Source organism: Pseudomonas sp. NY15435 (assembly GCF_048068295.1).
In the GTDB taxonomy this organism is placed as follows: Bacteria; Pseudomonadota; Gammaproteobacteria; order Pseudomonadales; family Pseudomonadaceae; genus Pseudomonas.
In genome coordinates this window covers 13,890-37,309 of sequence record NZ_JBLUQA010000019.1, presented here as the reverse complement: position 1 = coordinate 37,309, position 23,420 = coordinate 13,890, and the positions used below count along the sequence as shown (strand labels likewise).

At 62.2% G+C, this 23,420-nt stretch carries 19 protein-coding genes; 16 read left to right on the top strand and 3 right to left on the bottom strand.

Annotation, left to right across the window (positions count from 1 at the left end):
* Nucleotides 1–147: 147 nt before the first annotated feature.
* On the top strand, nt 148–1,329 hold the full coding sequence (locus ACNFH5_RS29015; protein WP_416752143.1) for a GGDEF domain-containing protein: 1,182 nt from the start codon (nt 148–150) through the stop codon (nt 1,327–1,329).
* A gap of 51 nt (nt 1,330–1,380) precedes the next feature.
* On the opposite strand, the gene aguA is transcribed toward ACNFH5_RS29015, so the two are convergent.
* Nucleotides 1,381–2,496: an agmatine deiminase gene (aguA, locus tag ACNFH5_RS29010; RefSeq protein ID WP_416752141.1), complete on the bottom strand. Its 1,116-nt coding sequence runs from the start codon at nt 2,494–2,496 to the stop codon at nt 1,381–1,383.
* A gap of 259 nt (nt 2,497–2,755) precedes the next feature.
* Nucleotides 2,756–3,643, bottom strand: coding sequence for a LysR substrate-binding domain-containing protein (locus ACNFH5_RS29005; protein WP_416752139.1), 888 nt, complete (start codon nt 3,641–3,643; stop codon nt 2,756–2,758).
* Between the two features lie 411 nt (nt 3,644–4,054).
* On the opposite strand from ACNFH5_RS29005, the gene ACNFH5_RS29000 reads away from it, so the two are divergent.
* The 3 genes from ACNFH5_RS29000 to ACNFH5_RS28990 all read left to right on the top strand — a co-directional run bounded on the left by ACNFH5_RS29000 (nt 4,055) and on the right by ACNFH5_RS28990 (nt 8,037).
* A complete protein-coding gene (locus ACNFH5_RS29000) occupies nt 4,055–5,356 on the top strand; it encodes an OmpP1/FadL family transporter (protein WP_416752137.1) in 1,302 nt (433 codons plus the stop codon).
* 72 nt (nt 5,357–5,428) lie between these two features.
* Nucleotides 5,429–6,100 carry a DUF3313 domain-containing protein gene (locus ACNFH5_RS28995; protein ID WP_416752135.1) on the top strand — a complete coding sequence of 224 codons (672 nt, stop codon included), beginning with the start codon at nt 5,429–5,431 and terminating at the stop codon, nt 6,098–6,100.
* A gap of 467 nt (nt 6,101–6,567) precedes the next feature.
* Entirely contained in the window at nt 6,568–8,037 is a 1,470-nt protein-coding gene (locus ACNFH5_RS28990; protein WP_416752133.1) for a diguanylate cyclase domain-containing protein, read from the top strand.
* A gap of 5 nt (nt 8,038–8,042) precedes the next feature.
* On the opposite strand, the gene ACNFH5_RS28985 is transcribed toward ACNFH5_RS28990, so the two are convergent.
* Nucleotides 8,043–8,657 carry a methylthioribulose 1-phosphate dehydratase gene (locus tag ACNFH5_RS28985; protein ID WP_416752131.1) on the bottom strand — a complete coding sequence of 205 codons (615 nt, stop codon included), beginning with the start codon at nt 8,655–8,657 and terminating at the stop codon, nt 8,043–8,045.
* Between the two features lie 286 nt (nt 8,658–8,943).
* Between ACNFH5_RS28985 and ACNFH5_RS28980 the strand changes: the two genes are divergently transcribed.
* The 12 genes from ACNFH5_RS28980 (at nt 8,944) to ACNFH5_RS28925 (ending at nt 22,769) form a co-directional block, all read left to right on the top strand.
* A complete protein-coding gene (locus ACNFH5_RS28980; protein WP_416752129.1) occupies nt 8,944–9,864 on the top strand; it encodes an ABC transporter substrate-binding protein in 921 nt (306 codons plus the stop codon).
* Nucleotides 9,861–11,006, top strand: a complete 1,146-nt coding sequence (locus ACNFH5_RS28975; protein ID WP_416752127.1) for a phosphotransferase enzyme family protein — start codon at nt 9,861–9,863, stop codon at nt 11,004–11,006. The genes ACNFH5_RS28980 and ACNFH5_RS28975 overlap by 4 nt, the downstream gene beginning before the upstream one ends.
* 1 nt (nt 11,007) lies before the next feature.
* The gene (locus ACNFH5_RS28970) at nt 11,008–11,883 is read left to right on the top strand and encodes a sulfurtransferase (RefSeq protein WP_416752125.1); all 876 of its coding nucleotides are present in this window, start codon (nt 11,008–11,010) and stop codon (nt 11,881–11,883) included.
* A 112-nt stretch (nt 11,884–11,995) separates the two neighbouring features.
* Entirely contained in the window at nt 11,996–14,167 is a 2,172-nt protein-coding gene (locus tag ACNFH5_RS28965) for a TonB-dependent siderophore receptor (RefSeq protein WP_416752123.1), read from the top strand.
* A 12-nt stretch (nt 14,168–14,179) separates the two neighbouring features.
* Nucleotides 14,180–14,773, top strand: coding sequence for a nicotinamide riboside transporter PnuC (gene pnuC / locus ACNFH5_RS28960; protein ID WP_416752121.1), 594 nt, complete (start codon nt 14,180–14,182; stop codon nt 14,771–14,773).
* A gap of 8 nt (nt 14,774–14,781) precedes the next feature.
* The gene (locus ACNFH5_RS28955; RefSeq protein WP_416752119.1) at nt 14,782–15,519 is read left to right on the top strand and encodes a UTRA domain-containing protein; all 738 of its coding nucleotides are present in this window, start codon (nt 14,782–14,784) and stop codon (nt 15,517–15,519) included.
* 114 nt (nt 15,520–15,633) lie between these two features.
* Nucleotides 15,634–15,795: a hypothetical protein gene (locus ACNFH5_RS28950; protein WP_017519129.1), complete on the top strand. Its 162-nt coding sequence runs from the start codon at nt 15,634–15,636 to the stop codon at nt 15,793–15,795.
* 3 nt (nt 15,796–15,798) lie between these two features.
* Nucleotides 15,799–16,428 (top strand): helix-turn-helix domain-containing protein, encoded by a 630-nt coding sequence (locus ACNFH5_RS28945; RefSeq protein ID WP_416752116.1) that lies wholly within the window; start codon nt 15,799–15,801, stop codon nt 16,426–16,428.
* 113 nt (nt 16,429–16,541) lie between these two features.
* A complete protein-coding gene (locus tag ACNFH5_RS28940) occupies nt 16,542–18,914 on the top strand; it encodes a type VI secretion system Vgr family protein (protein ID WP_416752114.1) in 2,373 nt (790 codons plus the stop codon).
* A 22-nt stretch (nt 18,915–18,936) separates the two neighbouring features.
* Complete coding sequence (locus ACNFH5_RS28935; protein ID WP_416752112.1) at nt 18,937–21,411, top strand: M23 family metallopeptidase; 2,475 nt, start codon at nt 18,937–18,939, stop codon at nt 21,409–21,411.
* Nucleotides 21,408–22,121: a hypothetical protein gene (locus tag ACNFH5_RS28930; RefSeq protein WP_416752110.1), complete on the top strand. Its 714-nt coding sequence runs from the start codon at nt 21,408–21,410 to the stop codon at nt 22,119–22,121. The genes ACNFH5_RS28935 and ACNFH5_RS28930 overlap by 4 nt, the downstream gene beginning before the upstream one ends.
* A 96-nt stretch (nt 22,122–22,217) precedes the next feature.
* Complete coding sequence (locus ACNFH5_RS28925; protein WP_416752108.1) at nt 22,218–22,769, top strand: FG-GAP repeat protein; 552 nt, start codon at nt 22,218–22,220, stop codon at nt 22,767–22,769.
* Nucleotides 22,770–23,420 lie beyond the last annotated feature (651 nt).

The window sequence follows — 23,420 nt, the reverse complement described above, 5'->3', positions numbered from 1 at the left end:
CCAAAGCGGGTGTCGGGCTCGCCAGCGGCGCCAAAGCCCGTAGCAGGCGGCCTGAAACCGACCGGATGAAGTCGCTCGGCGTACCGGAAAGCCACCAAGGGCGCTTACAATCACGGTTTTTCACCGCAAGTGCAGTACGGTTAGAAAATGGCGCTCGACCCACCCACCATGTTGACCATCACGGTCGCCCTCGCTGCGGCCGCAGCGCTGTACCTGGCCATCGAATGGCGCAGCGTGCGCGAACGCTCCCTGCTGTTCTGGAGCGCAGGCTTTGCCACCATCACCATCGGCTCCACCCTCGCCCTGCTGCGCATGAGCGGCTACCTGCTGGTGGGCATCTGGTTCGCCAACGGCCTGCTGGTGCTGGCGCACTGGTTCTTCCTCAGCGGCGTGGCGAAGTTCACCGAAGCGCGGCTGTCGCGGGGCTGGCTGCTCGTACCTCTCGTATGGGCGGCACTGCTGGCGCTGCCCGAAGGCGGCCCGCTGTGGTCCAAGCTGATGCTGCTGGCCAACTCCTGGCTGGTCGCCCTGCTCTCCCTGCGCGCCAGCTACCTGCTGCGACCCCACGGAAAATCCCTGAGCGTGGGCGCGGTACAGCTGCGCTACGTGATGCTGGTGCACGGCGCCTTCTATCTGGCCAAGGGCGCGACGGTAATCATCCCCGGCACGCTGATCGACCTGGCCGCCTTCCGTGGCGAAATCATCCAGATTTCCCTGGTGGAAGGCGCGATGGCGGTGATGCTGATTGCCCTATCGATGACCGGCAGCGAGCGCTACCGCCGCGAGAAGCGCATCGCACGTCTTGCCGCGCGGGACCCGCTGACCGCCCTGTACAACCGCCGTGCGCTGGAAGTCCGAGCGCCTCGCGTGTTCGAGGACATCTCCCCGGAGCGCCCCGGCGCACTGTTGCTGATCGATATCGACAACTTCAAGCAGGTCAACGACCTGCACGGCCACACCGCCGGCGACCGCCTGCTGGTGGCGCTCAGCGAGATGATCCGAGCCTTGCTGCCCGAGCGCGCGGTGGCGGCACGTCTGGGCGGTGACGAGTTCGTCATCCTGCTGAGCAATGTCGCCGGTGCGCAGGTCATGGAGTTGGCCGACAAGCTGCGCGAGCAGTTCCACGTCACCGCCACGCAGAACTTCCCCACGCCCCAGGCGGTGACCCTGAGCATCGGCGCCAACCTGTTCGACCAGCCGCCGGCCAGCCTGGCCGCGCTGATCGAGCAAGGCGACGCCGCGCTCTACGAATCCAAGCGTGGCGGCCGCGACAGCATCCGCCTGATGGATCGCACGGTTGCCGGTGGCGACCCGCTGCGGCTGGGCTGATTCACGCTGATGTGAGCAACGCGGCCGCACCGGGCACGCCGTGGGGTAACTTCAGCCGCGGCGCACCGGCGCCGCGTACTGGGGCATGGTGATGCAGCCGATGTTGCCGCCGCCCAGGAGGATCTCCCGCGAGTTATCGATGCCGATCACGCGCTTGCCCGGGAACAGTTCGGCCAGCACGCCCTGGGCGATGCGGTCGTTCGGGTCGTTGAAGAACGGCATGACGATGGCCGAATTGCCGGTGTAGAAGTTGATATAGGAGGCGCAGATTTTCGTGCCCTCCTGGCGGTCGAAGCTACCATCGACCTGGTCCAGGCCCTCGGCTTCGGCGGCGGTCCACTCCAGCACCTGCGGCTGCGGAAGCTTGTGCACCTCCAGCGCATTGCCACGGGCGTCGCGGGCGCTGCGCAGCACGTCGTAGGCCTCCTGGTAGATTTCCCACTGAGGGTCACTGCGGTCGTCCGTCCACTGCATCACCACCACGCCCGGCCGCACGAAGCACGCCAGGTCGTCGACGTGGCCGTCGGTCTCGTCGAACTTGCAGCCGCGCGGCAACCAGATGACGTGCTCGGCGCCCAGGTAGTCGCAGAGCCTGCGGGTCACTTCCGCCTTGCCCAGGTGAGCGTTGCGATTAGGGTTGAGCAGGCATTGCTCGGTGGTCAGCAGAGTGCCCTGGCCGTCGCTGCGGATGCTCCCCATCTCGGCGATGATCGACGCGCGATAGCGATCGAATCCTTCTATCTCAAGGATTTTCTGCGCGATCTGATCATCCTTGTCCCAGGGATAGTAGAGACCGCCATCGAGGCCGCCGTAGGCGTTGAACTGGAAGTCCACGCCGCGCATCTCGCCCGTTTCACCATTGACCAGGAAGGCCGGGCCGCTGTCGCGGAACCAGGTGTCGTTGCAGGTCATTTCCACCACGCGCACGTGTTCGGGGAGCATGCGCCGGGCATTGGCGTATTGCGCGGCGGAAGCGCAGACGGTGACCGGCTCGCTGCTGGCGATCGCACTCACGACTTCTACCCAGACTTTCTGCGCCGGCTTGCCGCCATTGCGCCAGACATCCGGCCGCTCCGGCCAGCCCAGCCAGCAGCGGGCCTTGGGTTCGAATTCGCCGGGCAGGCGGAAGCCGTCGGCCTTGGGCATTGTCGAGTGAGTGCGGGACATTGGGGTTCTCCGGATTCAGGGGTGGAATGGCCCCAGGTTGCCGGCCCGCCGTGGCGGAAACCAATGATGAATTTCGCGGAATACCTGAATTGAACTCATCATTTCACAGGAAAAATGATGAGCCATCAACGATAGAAAAATACCCGCAGCCTTGACCTGTAGGAGCGAGCTTGCTCGCGAACGGCTCTTCTCCTGGGCAATGGCGTCAAGCGGGTTCGCGAGCAAGCTCGCTCCTACAAAAGAAGCTCCGGCGGCGTACTCACATGTCGTTGAGCTGGTCGGTAAACCATTCGATGAAATCCGCCACCGCCGGCTTCTCCAGGCGCAGGCGCTCGCAGACCAGGGCGTATTGCCCCAGCGAGGTGATCTGCGCGGCGAAGGGCCGAACCAGCCGGCCGCTGGCCAGGTCCTCGGCGCTGGTGAGGTTGTCGCCGATGGCCACACCTTGCCCGCGCACTGCTGCCTCCATGGTCAGCCCGGCATGGCCGAGGTAGACATGGCGGTTGGGGCGGATGTCACTGGCGTGGGTAGTCAGCCAGGCGGTCCAGGACTTACCGTCCTGATCGTCGTGCAGCAGGCAATGGCGGGCAAGGTCGCGCGGGTGCTTGAGCGGCGACTGGTTGAACAGGCCGGGGCTGCACACCGGGAAGAACTGCAGGGTCGGCAGCGGCCGCACGAAATAGCTGCTGGCATCCGCCGGGCCGGTGCCATAGATGATCGCCAGGTCCATCTCGGCAGCCGGGCCTGGCGCCTCCAGCGGCTGCTCATGCAGATGCAGGATGATTTCCGGGTACCGCTCGGCAAAGTCCGCCAGCCGGCCAACCAACCATTTCTGCGCCAGCTCTACCGTCACCGCAATGTGCAGTTGCGCCTGGGAGCCGGGGTCGCGCAGCTCATCGCACGCCGTGCCGATCAGCTCGAAAGCCTGCTGCAGGCTGCGCAGCAAGCGCCGCGCCTGGGCGGTGGGCTGCACCTGGCGGCCCTGGCGCTCGAACAGCGTCACCCCCAACTGCTCTTCCAGTTGGCGAATCTGGTGGCTGACCGCGCTGTCGGTGACGCACAGCTCGGCAGCGGCGCGGCCGAAATGCGCGTGGCGGGCGGCGGACTCAAAGGTGCGCAGGGCGGTGAGTGAAGGCAGGCGGCGCATGAGCGGTCAGTCTTTTCGAAAAGTGGCGGCCGGCATGCTGACCGACGCGCAGCCCCCAGCGCAAGGCGCACACCACAGAACCAACCCTTCGCAGGCATGGGTCCTTTCTCGCCAGGCGCCGCTCTGCCAGAACCGCCATGAAGCCTGGCGGCGAGGCCTCAATAGCGAGCAATCGAGGGCAGCGGACTGGAGGGCTACTCGTCACGCGCATTTTTGTGTCGTGGACCACGTATTAATCGCGTGTTGAAGCAAAACCCAGGTTGCATATCCCGACTCGTTATCTAGGCTCATCGCTACGACCGAATCCCCCAGGGATTGCGAGCTCGACGTCTCCAGACCGCATTCGGAGCGAGTGCCTTTCACGGGCTGCAACGCCGTGCACGCCAGCCAGGGATCAGCAGGGGATGCTCGATGACAAAAGAACGACCAGGTACTAACAAGGCCTGCCGCGCCCTCGTTGCGACATCGCTTTGCGTGCTGTTTTCCAGCTCCGCCTCTGCCGGCGGCATCATGATCTACGAAGCCGGGCAGGAAGGCATGGGCCTGGCCAACGCAGGGGCAGCTGCACTGGCCACCGATCCGAGTGTGCTGATGAGCAACCCGGCCGGCATCGCGCAGCTCAAGGGCACACAGGTCAGCGCCAATGCCCAGGTCATCCTTGGCGACTTGCGTTTCTCGCGCGACGGCAACAACCAGTTCGACGGCAACGAAGGCGGCAATGCCCTTGAGTGGCTGCCGGGCGCAAGCCTGTTCATCAGTCACCAGATCGACGACCGCTCGGCCGTCGGCTTCGGCATGTACGGCAACTTCGGCCTGGCACTGAATTACGACGACGACTGGGCAGGCCGCTATTTCAGTCAGGAAACGGCCATCATCGGCGTGTCGTTCCAACCGACCATCGCGCACAAGTTCACCGATGACCTCACCATCGGCATCGGCCCGCGCATCGTCTACGGCTACTACCGCACCGAGATGGCCATCAACAACAACCTGCTCGGCCTGCGCGACAACCCCGACGGCCAACTGGAGTTCAAGGACACCGACGTCGGCGTCGGGGCCAACCTCGGCCTGCTCTACAGCCTCAGCGAAAGCACCCAGATCGGCCTTGCCTACACCAGCAAGGTAAAACTGGAGTTCGAGGACAGCCCGGACGTGCGCAAGGTCAGCAACCCGATCATCAATGCCGCATTGAACCGCTTGGACGTGAGCTCGCTGGAGCTCGACGTGAATATCCCGCAGACGGCGACCCTGAGCATCGCCCACCAGCTGGACCCGCAGTGGAAGCTGCTGGGCAGCCTGGGCTGGCAGGATTGGAGCGAGTTCGGCGAGATCGGCGTGGACGTGGACGCCAACGCAGGTGGGGTGGATCGCACCGTCGACCGTCAATACAAGGACACCTGGCACGCCTCCATCGGAGCCCAGTACCAGGCCAACCCGCGGCTGCGCTGGAGCATGGGCCTGGGCTACGACAGCTCGGCAGTGGACGACAAGGACCGCACCGTCGACAACCCGATGGGTGAGGCCTGGCGCGTGGCGACCGGGGTCAACTACCAGCTCGAAGAAGGGCTGGACCTGCACCTTGCCTACACCCTGGTCTGGATGGGCGACATGGATGTCGAGCAAACCAAATCGCGCTCCGGCGAAACGCTTTCCGGCACTTACCGCAACGCTGCCCTGCACATCATTGGAGGCGGTGCGACCTGGCGATTCTGAGCAAGAGCAACGCGCCGGCAAGAGCGCGGCCCCGACACTATCGATGCAGTACCGCCCAAAAGGAGCAATGCAATGAACTGGAAACTCCTGGCCATGCCGCTGTGCGTGGCCACCCTGACCCTCACCGGTTGCGCCAGCAAGTACGTGGAGCCGGAGAACTATTCCGGCTTCCTCAAAGACTACAAAGTGCTCAAGGAAGAGAAATCTCCCTCCGGCGCGCCGGTGATGCGCTGGATCAAACCTGGCATCGACGTCAGCCAGTTCACCAGTGTGTACGTCGAGCCGAGCCAGCTCTATCCGCAACCACAACCCAGCGAGAAGATCCCGCAGAGCACCCTGGAAGGCATCACCAAGTACTATGACCAGGCGCTGCAGACGCAATTCTCCAAGGCCCTGCCCCTGGCCAGCGGCCCCGGCCCGGGCGTGCTGATCGTGCGGCCGGCGATCACCGCCGTCAGTGCTTCAACCAAGGGCCTGCAGCCCTACGAGGTGATTCCGATTGCGCTGATCGCCGCCGGCGTCAGCACCGCTACCGGTATCCGCGACCAGGACACCAGCATCGCCACCGAAGCCGCTTTCCTCGACGGCAGCAACGGCACGGTGGTCGCCCAGGTGGTGCGCAAGGGCGCCGGCACCGAGCTGGAAAACTCCTCCCAGGTCATGACCGCCAACGACGCTAAGGCCCTGCTCGATGGCTGGGCGCGGGACATGGTCAAGTCCTACGAGCAGTTGAAGCACAAGTAACCCGATGCCCCGGCATGGCCTGCCCCACTGCAGGTCATGCCGTGCAAGCCAAGGTCCAGGGCGATGCGGGCAAGCTCGATGAACTGATGAGTTACATCGACAACGTCGACTTCTGCTTCAGCATCGTAAGGCGCAAACCCGAAACACTGGAGGCCCTGACTACCAGGCGGTCGGCACCTCGACCTACGGCAACGTCTACGGCGCCCCGCGCAACTTCATGCTGAGCGTGCGCGCAACGTACCGAGGAACGCACCTTCATCAAAGCTTAATCTCGCGCCAGCAAACTGAACCCAGTCACCAATGGTGCGTGACCCATGAATGCTGCCTGTTCCAGGCAGCATTTTTTTTGCCCGAAAAATGCTGCCACCCTGCTCTGGCTTCCGGACAACCCGGCAGATTGCTGCTATATGCCTTGAGGCACGCGCCTGCGCGCAGCCCTCCACTTGCGCTTTCGTATGGATACCGGCATGCCGATCCACCGCTCCAGTACCCTCCTGGCCAGCAGCCTGGGCCTGACCGCCGCCATCAGCGCCCTGTCACTCTGGGCCATCCTGGAAATGCGCCACGACGCCCTGGAAGTCGCCAGCGCCAACGGCCACAACATTGCTTTGCTGGTGCAGCGCGACATTCAGCGCAACCTCGACCTCTACGACATGACCCTGATGGCCGTGGTGCACGCCCATGCCCAGCCCGAAGTGCGCGCACTCTCCGGCGAGGTGCGCGAGTCTCTGCTCAAGGACTACACCGCCCCGACCCATGGCATGGGCTCGGTATTCATCACCAATGCCCAGGGCGTGGCCACGTTCAACTTCGGCAAGGAAATCCCCGCGCGTATCGATCTCTCCGAGCGCGAGTATTTCCAGGCCCAGCGCGAGGCCAGCGGCAACCAACTGTTCATCGGCCACCCCTACATTCCCTACTCCAGCAACGCCCGCAGCAGCATCGCCCTGAGCCGACGCCTGGAACGCGAAGACGGCAGTTTTGCCGGCGTGGTTGGCGCCAACCTGGAATTGAACTACTTCCGCGAGCTCTTCAGCGGCCTGAACCTTGGGGAAGGTGGCACGGTCAGCCTGCACATGCGCGATGGCACGCTGCTCGCGCGCTGGCCCGATTCGCCGCCCGCCGGCACCCTGGCCAGCGCCTTCGAGCGCTACCTCGCCAGCGGAGAGGAGACCTTCTTCGACATCGGCAGCGATGGCGAAAAGCGCTGGCATGACTTCCGCCCGGTGGAAGGCTACCCGCTGGTGTTCAGCGTGGCCCTGCCCTCGACGGAGATCTACGAGGACTGGTACTGGCGCGGCGGATTGATCGCCCTGTTGGGCCTCGCCCTGGATGGCACGGTGCTCGGCCTGGCGCTGATTGCCCTGCGCCATATGCGTGAGCGCGACCGCCAGGAGGCCGAATTGCGGCTGGCCGCCAGCACCGACCCGCTGACCGGCCTGAACAACCGCCGCGCCTTCGACCTGCGTGCCGGCCACGAGTGGTCGCGCTACCAGCGCAGTGGCGCGGCGCTGTCGGTGATGCTGATGGATATCGACAAGTTCAAGGCCTACAACGACCACTATGGCCACCCCGCCGGCGACGCCGCACTGAAGACGGTGGCGCAGGTGATCGCCGAATGGACCCGGCGCCCGGCCGATTGCGCGGCGCGCTTCGGCGGCGAGGAATTCGTCGTGCTCCTGGGCGACAGCGAGGAGGCCGACGCCCTGGAGCTGGCCGAACACATCCGCGCCGGCCTGCAGGCCCTCGCCGTGCCTCACGAACACGGCCCGCTGGGCGTCATCACGCTGAGCATCGGTGTGGCCAGCACCTCGCGGTTCAGCCCGACCGGCTGGGCCGAGCTGCTGCAATCGGCCGACAGCGCGCTGTACCAGGCCAAGAACGGCGGGCGCAATCGCGTGGTCGCTTTCCGTTCCGAGCCGGTCGAAGCGACTTAGGCGGTTCAGCGCAGGCTCAGCACCTTCAGCTCGCACTCGAAGAGAAACTCGAACGCCTCCACCTGGCGCAGCGCATCGCTCATGCGCGCTCCCCAGGTGTACAGGCCGTGGCCACGAATCAGGTAGCCGGGGCAGTCCGGATGTGCATCGAGCCAGGGCTGCACCTGCGTCGCCAGACGGGCAATGTCCTGGTCGTTATCGAAGATCGGCACGGTCACGCGGCCTTCATGGGTGCTGACGCCGGCAAAGGCTTTCTGCAGCTCGTAGTCCTCCAGCTCGAGGCGATCCCCCCGCGTCAGGCGCGACAGCACGGTGGCATTCACCGAATGCGTGTGCAGCACCGCACCGATCTCCGCGCGCCAGGCATAGAGCTGGGTGTGCAGCAGGGTTTCCGCCGAAGGCCTCTTGCCCGGCTCCAGGCTGTTGCCGGCCAGATCGGTTTCCAGCACATCGTCTTCGCCAAGCTGGCCCTTGTGCTTGCCCGAAACGGTAAGCAGCGCGCGGTCGGCGGCCAAGCGCGCCGAGTAGTTGCTACTGGTGGCCGGCGACCAGCCCCTGCCGTAGAGGAAGCGGCCGGCTTCGATGATCTGCCGGGTGAGTTGCGAGCGGGAGTCAGTCATGGAGAGGCCGGGCAGTGAAAAACAGGTCGACACTCTAGCGACGGCCACTCATCGCTCTAAATACCTTTATCGCATGAGGTCATAACTCCCGGACTCCCACGCCAGAGCGATGCGTGCGGATACTCGGAGTTGAAATCGTGCAGTGGACTCTTAGTCCGCCATGAGGATTTTTATACTTTAAAATTATAAAAACCAGTGAAAATCATATTGGTATATACCAAATCATCTGCCGTGGAATACGCCCCATCGCAGTCATCGGCCGCTGGCCGTTTCGGAGAAAGGTTCCATGTTTGCCTTGCGGGTCATGCTCGAATACTTCCACCCCTGGCCCAACTCGGCCGGTTTCTACCTCGCCCGTGAACGCGGCTGGTACCGCGAGGCCGGGCTGGACGTGGAGCTGGTGGTGCACGATCCCTACCACGGCGACACCCTGGAGCACCTGGCGCGCGGCGCCGCCGCGTTCGGCGTATTCCCCAGCAACCGACTGCTGGTGCGCCGCGAGCTGGGCCAGCCGCTGCTGGGCGTGGCGGCGATCAACCATCGCGGCCTGGAGTCGATCCAGACCCTCACGGATAGCGGCATCCGCCGCCCCCGCGACCTGCAGGGCAAGCGCCTGGCGCTCAACCCCACGCCGCGCGGCCTGGCGATGGTGCGCCATCTGGTAAGCCAGGACGGCGGCGATCCCGATGCAGTGGAGCTGGTGGATGCCGGCTTCCGCGAGCTGCGCCTCGAAGACCTGGCCGCCGGCCTCGCCGATGCCAGCTTCGGCGGCTACTGGGCCTGGGAGGCGCTGTTGCCCAGCCCCATCGCCAATGAGCGCCGCGTAGTGCTGCCGGTGGACGAGATCGGCGCCCCGCCCTACCACAGCTACCTGCTCGGCGCGCGGGAAGACTGGCTCGACGCCAACGCCGACATCGCACGGCGTTTCCTCGCGGTCACCGCGCGCGGATTCCTCGCGGCAGCGGCCGAGCCGGAAGCCGCACTACCAGTCTACGAACGTACCATTCCCTACTTTCCCCGCGAGATGCTGGCAGAATCGCTGCGGCGCATCGCGCCCAGCTGGCTGCATCAGGGCCGCTGGGGCGAACAGCGCGAAGAGCTGCTGCAGCCCTACGCCCAGTGGCTGCATGAATACGGTGTGCTGCGCGACCCGGAAATCTGGCGCGGCGCCACCAACAATGCCTGGCAAGTGGAGACCCCAACATGACGAAACGCCTGAGCCACGGCATGGGCCTGGAGCCGGTGGAAGCCGACTGGCCGGCGCTGACCGAAGCGGAAGTCCGCGCGTTGCTCGCTGACTTTCCGGGAGCCGGCGACGGGGCACGCCTGACCTGGCACAGCCCCCGGCCCTTCTCCGCCGCCGCGCTGGTGGAGTCCGCCAGCGGCACGCTGTTCGTCAAACGCCACTCGCCCCGCGTGCGCACGGCGGCATGGCTGGCGGAGGAACACGCCTTCCTCGATCACCTGGCCCGACGCGGCGCATCCGTGGCGCAGGTACTGCGTGATCGGCAAGGCCACAGCGCCATCGAACACGACGGCTGGACCTACGAAGTCCACGAGAAAGCCCAAGGCCTGGACCTGTATCGCGATGCGCTGTCCTGGACGCCGTTCCAGCACAACGCTCATGCCTTCGCTGCCGGCGCCGCGCTGGCGAAACTGCACCGCGCCGCCGAAGGTTTCGACGCACCCTCGCGCACTGCCGGCGTGCTGCTGAGCAACCTGAAACTGTTCGGCGCGCCGGACCCGCTGGCCGCCATCGAAGCAACCTTCGAGCGGGCGCCCGCCCTCGCCGAGTACCTGCAGGCACGTCCCTGGAAGGAGACGCTCAGCGAGGTGCATCTGCCGCTGCAACGCGAACTGTTGCCCTACCTGCAACGCCAGCCGGCGCTGTGGACCCACAACGACTGGCATGCCTCCAACCTGCTATGGAGCGAGGACGGCCCGCAGGCGCAGGTGGTCTCGGTGCTGGACTTCGGCCTGAGCGACCGCAGCTTCGCGCTGTTCGACCTGGCCACCGCCATCGAGCGCAATCTGGTGCCCTGGCTGGAGCTGGACCAGGGCCGCGCCGCCGTCGCCGACCTCGATGCACTGGACGCCCTGCTGCAAGGCTATGCCAGCGTACGCCCGCTGAGCCGCGACGACCTGCTCGCCCTGGCGGCGCTGCTGCCGCTGGTGCACGCGGATTTCGCGCTATCCGAAGTCATCTACTTCCACGGCATCCTCGGCTCGGCCGAGAGCGCCTCGCTGGCCTACGACAACTACCTGATCGGCCACACCCGCTGGTTCCTCGAAGCCGAAGGCCAGCGCTTGCTGAATCACCTTCGCCAACTGGCCGCCAGGGTGAACTGAGATGAACCAGCCCCTCGTCACCGTCGATTGGCTGGCCGCCAGCCTGGACGACCCGCGCCTGTGCCTGCTGGATGCCAGCGTGGAGCTGGCCGCACCCGAGTCCGACGGCGACTACCGCGTCGAGAGCGGCCACGCAGGCTGGCTCGCCGGGCACATTCGCGACGCACGCCATGCCGATCTGCTCAACGACCTGGCCGATCCGCAAGCGTCCTTCAGTTTCGCCCTGCCTGACCCGCAACGGGCGAAGGATGCCCTGCGGAAACTGGGCATTCACGACGATTCGCTCATCGTGATCTACGACCGCAGCGACGGCTTCTGGGCGGCGCGCCTGTGGTGGATGTTGCGCAGTCTGGGCATCGACGCGGCTGTGCTGGATGGCGGGCTGCGCGCCTGGATCGCTGCCGGTTTTTCGCTGCAACAAGGCGAATCTGTCGAGGTGGAAAGCGGCACTTTATCGAGCCCGGCGAAGTACCGGGAGGGCTTCTGGATCGACCGCCACGACGTTGAGCAAGTCGTGGCTGGCAAAGCTGACGGCACGCTGGTCTGCGCCCTGTCCGCCGCCCTGTTCGACGGCAGCGCCGTCACCCGTTACGCCCGCCGTGGGCACATTCCCGGCAGCCGCAACCTGCCGGCGCGCACCCTGTTCGACGACCACGGCCACTACCGGCGCGGCGCGGCACTGGATGAGGCCCTCGCCGGGCTGCACCGGGCCGACCCGCCGCTGTTGCTGTACTGCGGTGGCGGGATCTCCGCCGCCGCCCTCGCCCTGGCGCTGACTCTGGCCGGGGAGACGCGGGTCGCGATCTACGACGGCTCGCTGCAGGAATGGGCCGCAGAGCCCAACCTGCCATTGACCACCGGAGCATCTCCGGCCTGACAGCCCCTCCACGGGCCAACCCGTTTCACATCCAAGGCCATCCGTTTCGCGCGGGAGGGGCTCGGCCCCGTGCATTCCCGGCGCACGCCCCGGCGATTTTCAGGAGCGTTCCATGCAGTACCTGCCGCGCCCCGCGCGCACGAGATTCTCCCTCAGCCTGCTGACCCTGGCCGTGCTGCTGGCCAGCGGTCCCGGCCACGCCGAAGACGTCACGACCCTGGATACTGTCACGGTGATCGGCCACGACACCGAGAGTTACGCCAGCAATCGCGCCTCGGTCGGCGGCTTCGGCGAAGCCCCGCTGCTGGACACGCCAGCGTCCATCTCGGTGTTCAACCAGGCCCTGCTCAAGGACCAGCAGGCGCGCCTGCTCAGCGACGTGCTGAAGAACGACGCCTCCACCGGCGAGGCCTACGCACCGGTGGGCTACTACGAGAACTTCGAGATCCGCGGCTACTCGCTCAACGCCGCCAGCAGCTACAAGATCAATGGCCGCACCATCACCGGCGAGCAGAACGTGGCGCTGGAGAACAAGGAGCAGGTCGAGGTGCTAAAGGGATTGTCCGGCCTGCAGAGCGGCGTATCCGAACCCGGCGGGGTGATCAACTACGTCACCAAGCGACCGCAGGACGTGCGCTCGGTGACCCTCGGCACCGACGACGAAGGCGGCCGCTATGTCGCTACCGATGTCGGCGCCTGGCTCGGCAGCGAACAGACCGTCGGCGTACGGGTGAACCTGGCCCACGAGGACCTGCGCTCCTACATCGACCACACCGATGGCAATCGTGACTTCGCCTCCCTGGCCCTGGACTGGAACCTCTCGCCCAACGCCCTCTGGCAGTTCGACGCTGAATACCAGAACCGTCGCCAGCCCTCGGCACCCGGCTACCAGTTGCTCGGCGGCACGCAGCTGCCCCACGGCATCGACCCGCACGACCGCCTCGGCTACCAGAGCTGGGCCGACCCGGTGCGCATCGAATCGCTGAACCTCAACACGCGCTTCGAGTACCGCTTCGACGATGCCTGGACCGGCACCCTCAGCGCCTCGCGCAGCAAGGTGGTGATCGACGACTACAGCGCCTTCCCGTGGGGCTGCTACGGCGCGGCCAGCTGCGCCGATTCCGCCGTGCCGAACTACTTCAGCCCGGAGGGCGACTACGACCTCTACGACTTCCGCAGCCCTGACGACACCCGCCGCAACGACGAGCTGGAAGCCGCCCTGCACGGTCAGTTCGCCACCGGCTGGCTACGCCACGAGCTGACTGTCGGCACCTCGGCCTTCCGCCGTGTGCTGGACAGCCGCCCAGAGCTCAACGAATGGGTCGGCACCGGCAACATCTACACCGGCATCGGCGCGGTGGAGCCCTTCGACGGCGAGCCCGGCCACAGCTATCGCCACCTCGACAGCCGCCAGTACGGCCTGTTCGCCAGCGACCGCATCTCCTTCAATGACCAATGGCAGGTCGTGCTGGGCGGGCGCCAGGTGCGCCTGGACGAACGCACCTTCGACAGCGACGGCGACACCACCCGGCATACCCGCCGCACGGAGTTCCTGCCCAACGGCGCGGTGATCTTCAAACCGCGCGCGGACATCTCGATTTACGGCAGCTACAGCAAGGGCCTGTCGCTGGGCGGCGAAGCGCCGTGGTTTGCCAGCAATGCCGGCGATACCCTGGCGCCCACCTCCTCGCGCCAGGTCGAGTTCGGCATCAAGCAGGAACTGCCCGGCTTCGACTGGAGCGCCGCGCTGTTCCAGATCCACCAGGCGTACCAGTTCGCCCGGCCCAACGGCGACGGCACTTTCACCTACGTGCAGCAGGGCCAGCAGAAGAACAGCGGGCTGGAGTTGTCCGCCAGTGGCCGGGTAACCTCCGCGCTGCAATTGAGCGGCAGCGTCGCGGCGATCCGCTCGCGGGTGGTCAACAGCGGTACCGACGACTACGAAGGGCACCAGGCGATCAACGTCCCGCGCCTGCGCGCCAGCCTGCAGGCGGACTATGCGCTGGCCGGCGTGCCGGGGCTTTCGCTGCTCGGCGCGGCGCGCTACAGCGGTGCCAAGTACGCCGACCGCGATGGCGCGGTGGAGGTCGGCGGCTACACCGTCTATGACGCCGGGGCACGCTTCAGCACGCGCATCGGCGACTACCCGACCGTGCTGCGGCTGAGCGTCGACAACCTGTTCGACAAGCGCTACTGGCGCGATGTCGGTGAATATTTCGGCGACGGCTACCTGTTCCAGGGTGCGCCGCGCACGGCTCGCCTGACGGCGAGCGTCAACTTCTGAGGTAAGCGCAAGATGTCTGCTCTGGAAATCATCGCGGTGATCGTCAACGTGCTCGGCGTCTGGCTTACCGCCCGGCGCATCCGCTGGTGCTGGCCGGTGAACGTGGTGGCAGTGCTGCTCTACGCGTGGATATTCTTCAGCGTGAAGCTCTACTCCGACATGCTCCTGCAGCTGGTCTTCGTGGTGCTGCAGTTCTACGGCTGGTGGCAATGGAGCAAGGGCGGCAGCGACCACGGCAAGGTGCGTGTCGAACGCCTGCCCCTCTCCACCGCTATCACCAGTTGCCTGGCCGGTGCGCTGGGCGCCTTCGCCCTGGGCTGGGCGATGCACACCCACACCGACGCCGCCCTGCCCTGGATGGACGCCGCGCTGACCGCCTTCAGCCTGGTGGCGAGCTTCTGGGCGGCGCGCAAATACGTCGCCAGCTGGTGGCTGTGGATCATCCTCGACGTTCTCTACACCGGGGTATTCCTCTACAAGGCGCTCTACCTCACCGCCGGGCTCTACGCCGGCTTCGTGGTGCTGGCGATCTACGGCCTGCTGGCCTGGCAGCGCGAACTGCATGACCAACCGCCCAGCGCTCCGGCACTGGCCGGCAACTCCTGAGGACCGCCATGCTCTACCAGGCCATCCCGCCGCACTACGCGCGTATCCGCGACCAGTTGGCTGCGGACATCGCCCAGGGGCGCTTCCTCGCCGGGCAGAAGCTGCCGCCCGAGCGCGACCTCGCCGAGCGTTTCGAGTGCACCCGCGTGACCCTGCGCCAGGCCCTGCAGCAGCTGGAAACCGAGGGCCTGATCTACCGCGAGAACCGCCGCGGCTGGTACCTCAGCCCGCCGCGCATCGACTACGACCCGACGCGGCTGGTCAGCTTCATGGACTACGTTCGCCGGCAAGGCCGCGAGCCGCTGACCGAATTGCTGAGCGCCGAACGCCGTCGCGCCGGTGCCTGGCTGGCCGCGCGCATGGGCCTGCCCTCGCCGGACGAACCGGTGTTCCGCCTGCACCGCCGCCGGCTGATCGACGGCCGCCCGGTGCTGGTGGAGATCAACACCCTGCTCGCCAGCTGGTGCCCGGACCTGCTCGACGCGCGCCTGGACCGTTCGCTGACCACCGTACTGCGCGAGCGCTTCGGCAAGGTGCAGACGCGCTGCACGCTGAACCTGCGCCTGGGCACCGTCAACGACGACCAGGCCGAGCTGCTGCAACTGGCCTCGGGCGCCAGCAACCTGGTGCTGGAACGGCTGAACTACGCAGAAGACGGCCTGCTGGTGGAGTTCGACCAGGAATTCTGGCGGCCGGACGCCGTGTCGGTGGCCGTGCAGGCGGATTTCCCGTCGCGACCGTTATAGCTGAATAAGTAATTACCAAATGCTAATTCAGTATTTCTGGTTCTAACAGAATCGCGGCTAGGCTAGCTCCAACTTCACCGCCACCGGCTTGTCTGCAAGCCTTCTGGAGCCGCCATGGACCGCACCGACAACATCATCGACCTCGCCCGCCACCGCACGCGCCGTCAGGCACGCCGCCAGGCCGAGCTGATGTGGATGCTGTACGCACAGCGCGCCGGCTACGACGCCTTCCAGATCGTCCAGCAAAGCCGCGACAGCGGCCGCCGCGAGGCCTGAGCCATGGGCCTGCCGCTCGCCACGGAGCTGCCCGCCGTGGCGTTTGACGCCGAGCCCGGCACGCCCGAAGACCCTATCGGCGAGCGCGTGGCCAGCAACCTGCTGCGCCTGCGTGCCAAGCGCAACCTCTCCCTCGACGGCCTCGCCCGCCTCTGCGGCGTGAGCCGTACCATGCTCGCGCAGATCGAGTCCGGGCGCAGCGTCCCGTCGATCAAGGTGCTGTGCAAGATCGCCCAGGGCCTGAAGGTCTCGGTCGCCGCCTTCCTCGACGACCGCGCCTTCGAAGGCGTGGCCGTACTGCCCGCGCGCGACAGCAAGCGCCTGGTCAGCGGCGACGGCGCCTTCGTCAGCCGCGCACTGTTCCCCTTCGACGTCTCGCGCCAGGTGGAATTCTACGAACTGCGCCTGAAGGGCCTGGCCACCGAACACTCCACCGGCCACGCACCGGGCACCCAGGAAAACCTCGTAGTCGCCCAGGGCGTGCTGGAAATCAGCGTCAACGAAGAACGCTTCCTCCTCGGCACCGGCGACTCCATCCTGTTCTACGCCGACCAACTGCACAGCTACCGCAACCCGGCGGATAGCGAGGCGGTGGCGTATCTCGTCACGACTTACGCCGAACGCTTGGATTAACCTCAAAGCGCATAATTCTGGCGAACAATCACACAATTATTTAAGACCCATCTGAATGGCTAGTCGGCGACCGAGCTGGTGGGATGGGCGTCCCTCCGGAACGGACGCCCGCAATGCTCAACGAAACCGGCAATTTCTTCGACCATAGTCGCCACCAACTTAGCATCCGCGACCTTTCCGCCAACCTGGATGTACTCTGCTTCGAAGGCCAGGAAGCACTGAGCCAGCCCTTCCTCTACCGCATTCAATTCACGTCTAGCGAGCTGAACATCGCCGCCGAGCAAGTCCTGCTCAAGAACGCCAGCTTCAGCCTCTACCCGCCACCGGAGCCCGCCCCCTTCATCGGCATGCAAATGCCTCCGGCCAAACCTTTGCGGACCCTGTATGGCGTCATCACCCACCTCCGGCGCTTTGGCGGCTCGCGGGACGAGGGCCATTACGAAGTTACGCTTCAGCCGCGCCTGGCCCTGTTTCGTATGGGCAAACAGGCGCGCATCTTTCAGCAACAGTCAGTGCCCGAAATCACCGAAGCGGTGTTGCGCGAGCACGGTCTGGCCGGCCAGGACTTCAATTTCCAGAAGCTCACCCGCGAATATCCACGCCGGGAGCAGGTCATGCAGTTCGGCGAGTCCGACCTCGCTTTCATCACCCGCCTGCTGGCCGATGTCGGCATCTGGTTCACCTTCCGCACTGACGAGCGACTGAACCTTGAGCTGATCGAGTTCAACGATGACCAGCGCGGTTATCGCCGCAATATCAACCTCCCGCTGCGTCACCAGTCCGGCAACCAGAGCAGCGGCCAGGACAGCGTCTGGACCCTGCGCAGCCACCATCAGGTGGTGGAGCAGCACGTCAACATCCGTTCCTACCACCACGCCGATGCGGGCGCTCTTCTCGATGGTGGCGTCGACCAGACGCGAGGAGCAAAAGGGCTGTATGGCGAGGCCTATCACTACGCCGAGCCCTATCGTGTTCTGGGCGATCCGTTCCAGCAGGACGAAGACCTACAGAGCGAGTCAGGTTTCTTCTATGCGCGGCTGCGCCACGAACTTTACCTCAACGGTCGTACCCGACTCAGCGGCCATACCAGCAGCGCCACCCTGGCACCGGGCGATTTTCTCAAAGTCAGCGACGGCGCTCCCGAGGCCTTCGAGTCTGGCGCAGTCATCACCCAACTGACCGCCCGCGCTGCCCGTGACCGCAGTTTCGAAGCCGAATTCGACGCGATTCCTTACGCCGAACACATCTGCTTCCGCCCGCCACTGCAACCAAAACCGCGCATCGCCGGCACCCTGCCAGCGCGGGTGGCCAGCCCCGAAACCAACCCCACCTATGCCGAGATCGACAAGGACGGGAAATATAAAGTCAGCTTCCTGTTCGACCGTACGCCCTGGAAGAAAGGCCAAAGCAGCGCCTGGCTTCGCCTGGCGCGGCCCTATGCCGGCGACACCTATGGTCTTCATCTCCCGTTGCTGGCCGACACCGAGGTGGGCGTGGCCTTTGAAGAGGGCGACATCGACCGCCCGTACATCGCACACAGCTTTCACGACAGCCTGCACCCCGACCACGTCACCCTGAAGAACTACAAGCGCAACGTCCTGCGCACGCCGGCCAACAACAAGCTGCGGCTGGACGACACGCGCGGCCAGGAGCACATCAAGCTTTCCACCGAGCACAGCGGTAAGAGCCAGCTCAACCTCGGCCACCTGGTGGACGCGCAGAAACAGAAACGCGGCGAAGGCTTCGAGTTGCGGAGCGACGGCTGGGGTGCGGTGCGTGCGGGCAAGGGCCTGTTCATCAGTGCCGACGCCCAACCCGGCGCCCAGGGCCAGGCCCTGGATATGCAGGCGGCCCTGTTGAAGTTGCAGGAGTCCTTCGAACAACTGCGCAACATGGCGCGCGACGCCGCCCTCGCCATCGTCGAAGCGCCCGACCTGTATGCCCCCGAACAACTCAAGGGGGCCCTCGACCTGCTCCAGCAACCCGGCATCCTCGCCAGCGCCCCGGACGGCGTCGCCCTCACCAGCGGCCAGCACCTGCAGATAGCCGCCGCGCAGAACCTGATCGCCACCGCCAGCGGCAGCATGGACGTCAGCGTGGTCAGGCGCTTCACCGCCGCCGTCGGGGAAAACATCAGCCTCTTCGTGCGTAAGCTCGGCATGAAGCTCTTCGCCAACCAAGGGGCCGTGCAGATCCAGGCACAGAACGACCGCCTGGAGCTGCTCGCCCGCAAGGCCGTGGACATCGTCAGCACCGAAAGCGAAATCCACCTTACCGCCAAGAAACGCATCGTCATCAACGCGGGTGGCAGCTACATCCGCCTGGACGCCTGCGGCATCGAATACGGCACCCAGGGAGACCACCTGATCAAGTCGGCGCATTTCGATATGCAGGGGCCAGCCAAGCTGCATCCGGACGTCCCCTGGCTACCCCGTGAACTGAACGACGAAGCCAAGCCGAAAAGCGGCTACCCCCTCTCGCTGTAAGCGATGCACAAGGACGTTTTCGATGATCATCAGCCCTCCCTTCATTCCCGCCCCGATAGCGGGTGAAACCGACGAAGCCTTCGTCGAGCGCGCCATGCCTGGCGGCCAACCCGGTGATGGTGCCTTCCCGCTGAGCTTCGACCTCAACTGGCATGGCGGCATGCACCTCACCGCCCCCCAGGAAAACGGCCAGCCGCTGCCGGTACGCGCCATCGCGGACGGCAAGCTGGTTTACTTCCGCGCCCCCACCGCCAAGACCAACGACGAACATCACGAGCTCAAGTATCGAATCGCACAAAGCGTCGACGACGGTTGGACCGACAACGGCTGCATCGTCCTGCGTCATGAAACCGAGATCGGTGAAGGCGAACGCGGGCAGGTGGTGTTCTTCTCGATCTACATGCACCTGTCGAAAATCAACATCCCCCATCCGCAGCTCCAGCAGCGCATCTACCGCAAGGACAGCATCGGCGAAGCCGGGCAGATCTACGGCAGTGCCGGCAAGATTCACTTCGAGATCATTGCCGACGACAGCCAGATCGCCCACCTCACCGGCCGCCAGCAACGCGACCTCGACTACCAGGCCCAGGATGGCCGCACCGACAGTTGCTGGGGAGACATGTATTTCTTCATCCCCAACACCCTCCAGGGATATGCCTCACCGCCAACGAACCTCGCGCAACCCACCAACTCCTCGGAAGAGGCCTACAGCAGCCCGCAACTGACCGGAGGCTGGAGTAGCGAAAGCGGCTTTGCGGGGAGTGAAGGCTACAGCCCGACAGTCGTCGAAAAACTTAGCCAGGGCCTCATCGTCCGTATGACTTACGACAGGGGCCAATGCCGGCTGACCACCTACTGCGTCAACGGCGAACAGATCGGCATCCAGCAGGAAGAGGCGGACTTCGAATACAACCTCTACACCACCGCCACCCGCCGCTACCCCGCCTGCCCCAGCGCCGGCTACGAACTGCTGCGCTTCGGCCGCGTGCTGGGGCCAGATGCACTGCAACCAGCCAACGCCGCGCATTGGCGGAAAATCTGCTTGTTACCCCGCACCGAGGCCGGCGAAACAGAACGCAGCGCCTGGTTCAACCTCAACGCTCCCGGCGTTACCAAATTCAGCGACGCCGACTTCCCGCACTGGATGGGCTGGCGCCTGATCAGCGATGACGACGACTTCGACAGTCACTGCCAGTCCGACTACATCCGAGACCTGCTCGAACCGCCCAGCCTCTACGCCGTGCAGTTGCCCCGTCGCGAAGATGCCGTCAGCCGAGCCCAATCCGACGCCTACGACTCGATGCCTGAGGGGGACAAGCGAAGGCTCTCGGAGCAGTACATGGACGACCGGCTACGCAACACTACCTATCTCGTGGATGCAACCGCCAAGGGCACGCTCAAGCGCCTGATCTGCAAATTCCCTACCGAGTGGTCGAGCAACGATTTCAAAGCGCGCTATGGCTGGGTAACGAAGGTCGCAGAGGGTGGGCCTATGTCGGAGGATGACTTCAAGGAGCTTAAGGAGCATCAGAAGGCGTTAGCGTTTTGGGAGGAGGCTGGCTTAGAGGAGATAGAAAGTAGGCATTGGCATTTCCCGCCAAGAGAAACGATCGAGACATTTAAAAAGTGCACATGGCTAAGCAGGAATGAAATTCTTCAAACACTACCTGCCAATTCGCTGAGAAGAGCTGGACAGCAGTGGATATGGGAGAGCATCTCACTAAATGGCGCAGATGGGCTTCTTGGCTCAAGTAATGAAAATGCGAAGGCAAGAAGAATAGAGCTAAACAAATCACTACGGAAATTCTTAGTCGTAGATAAAGTTAGACTGGCGTGTTTCTTCGGAAACGCAACTCAAGAAACCCAGTGGTATCAAAAGTTTCACGAAGCAAGTAGTTACTGGTATGCGCCTTGGGATGGCAGGGGATTCCTTCAACTAACACACGCGACAAACTACATCGAATACTGGAAATTTCAAGGTCGACCTATAGACAATATTACCAAATCAACCTTAGAGACCCATACCACTCAAGCCAACAACAATCGCCCGATAATTCAAGGACAGAAATCCATGAACGATCCAACTCACAGCCTGAGCGATACATCGACAGGAATTTCAAATGAGATCATAACTCGAAGAGATAATACTAAAAATTCATATGAAGCGGCACATAGTGCTGGTGCATATTGGGCATGGTCAAAATCGGGAATGCAAGCGGACTCCTATCAAACCGACTCCAGCAGCACTCTAAAAACAGTCCAAACAACTCAGGGTAGTAAGCGATACTACGAAAATCTAGCTTTCGGCAAGGTGGCAGCGACGGTAAACATCGGCCACCCAGCAACAAACTATGCTTTGATCTGGGGAATTCAGGCTCGCTTCATGGCATTTACTAATGCGCAGCTTGTTCTATTAGACAATGTTCAATTCAAGAAAGATGACGGAAGCGTGAGCTTCTTACCACAGGACTTCTCCAGGCGAGAAATACAGCCATGATCCAGCGACTGTCATTCAAATTTTTTTTTGTTTCTTTAATCATCAACCCACTTCTTTGCCACGCCCAAACACCAGTACTCGGAGATGAGTCTGGAGAGGAAAAATCATTAAACTTCGCGGGCCCTCTAGAGATAAGACAGGGCGAATGCCGTTACACTGCGACGCTAGACAAAAATCAGACCATAATTCACAACACCCCAGATATAGTTATTCATGAAATAGTATCAACTAGAGACCAAAAGCCAACACCCTATTTGTGGCAGCCAGAAACTTATTCAGGGTATGAATGGAATTTCAAAAACCCAGGCCGTAGAAACCTGAGGTGGTTCGGATTGATATGTGAATCTGCAGAAAACCTCCCCTTTCTTAAAGAAGACAAGCTCGCAGCAGGACTTGGAAACAATGAAGTAATTGAATCAAACAAGCTAAAATGTCCAGCCGAGCTTGTTAACGGAAAATTCACACTCCCAAAAAAACTTACTTCAGACAAAAATTACACAATAGAGCGAATTACTAAAAGCACCTGGACAGGCTTTCTTGTTCTTCATAAATCAAAATCCAGGAACATATACGATCAAATGCGATTCTGCCTCTTGCACAATGACGTAGTCTTGATTGGCACTACTGAAAACATGCAGCCTGCGCCGATGCTTGATGAAAAATTCCGAAAAATGGTTATTGAATTCATAAATTCAATAACATTTCAATGATAAAAAATAATTAGCGAATTTATTTTCACATGCCAGACCTGAACAAAACCAACCTTCTAGAGAAAAATAAATTCTCTCCCTTTCGCACAAAACGCCATGAAACACCTAATAATTCTCGCCATCACAATAGCGCCCCCACAAACTGCACTGGCATTAGAGTGCAAAGAAAAACATAACTCCTATCAAGTCCAGAAGTGTGACAATCAAAAGCTATGCATTACCAATAATGATGAAAAACGCATATTAAATCAAGAAGTTTCAGACGATGACAGAATTTCTTGCGCCGATGTTAATTTTGACGGATATCAGGATATTATCGTAACTCACCCACCTTCAGGACAGACTCAGGCATCGTCAGTTTTTGTATACGACAAAAAAGATCATAATTTCAGAAAGAACGAAGAATTAAGCAAACTGCCGTGCTTAAAAATAGACTCAATTAAGCAGCGAGTATCTGGAACCTGTTTTTCATCAAGCAACTGTGACAAATGGATAGAAAAATATAAATTCAGGCCTGATGGACAATTGCAGATCACGCAAATTGAAGGGACGTACTGCGACCCAACTAACGGAAATACATTTAGCTACACCGAAATCTATAAAAATAGTCGAATATTCAGCAAGCATGTTAAAAAGCTGAGTGATTAGCAGAGAGAAAGAATAAATCAGGCAGACTTACCTTTCACGCTCCAGCCCTTATTATCATAATTATCTCTATAGTAGAAAAATAAATTCGCCAACTCCCCACACACAAACAAAGACTATGAAGCCACTCATAATTGTTTCACCACTAACAATTACTCCTTCTCTAACGCATGCGGGAACATGCGAAGAGAACAAGGAATCGATCGCCAGAGACACTTATTACGATGAAGAATTCCACAACTTCATCTGCGGATGATTCAGATTGCTCACAAGATAACTTCCTAGAAAGAATCGACATATATGAAAAACAACTGGGAGAGAAAATATTAGGATGTTTCGTGACTCCGACCAAAAATCCGATAACTACTACACCAGTCTATATCTAATAATAAACCACAACCACAACCACAACCACAACCACAATTTATATTCTTTTGATCATTTCTATGTAGGACAAAAAATCATCAACAATCTCTATGTACTATATGGAGAAGAGCGCACAGACGCTGGCAGCAAAGAAAGATACGCATTCTCCTGGAAATATAATAACTACATCTCAATCTCAACACGCGCCCTCTTGGCCAAAATCCTAAAATGCTGGTAGTTGAGGAGCAAAAAAAGGTGGCAGATTTATTTCTCGCACTATCCTTTGGC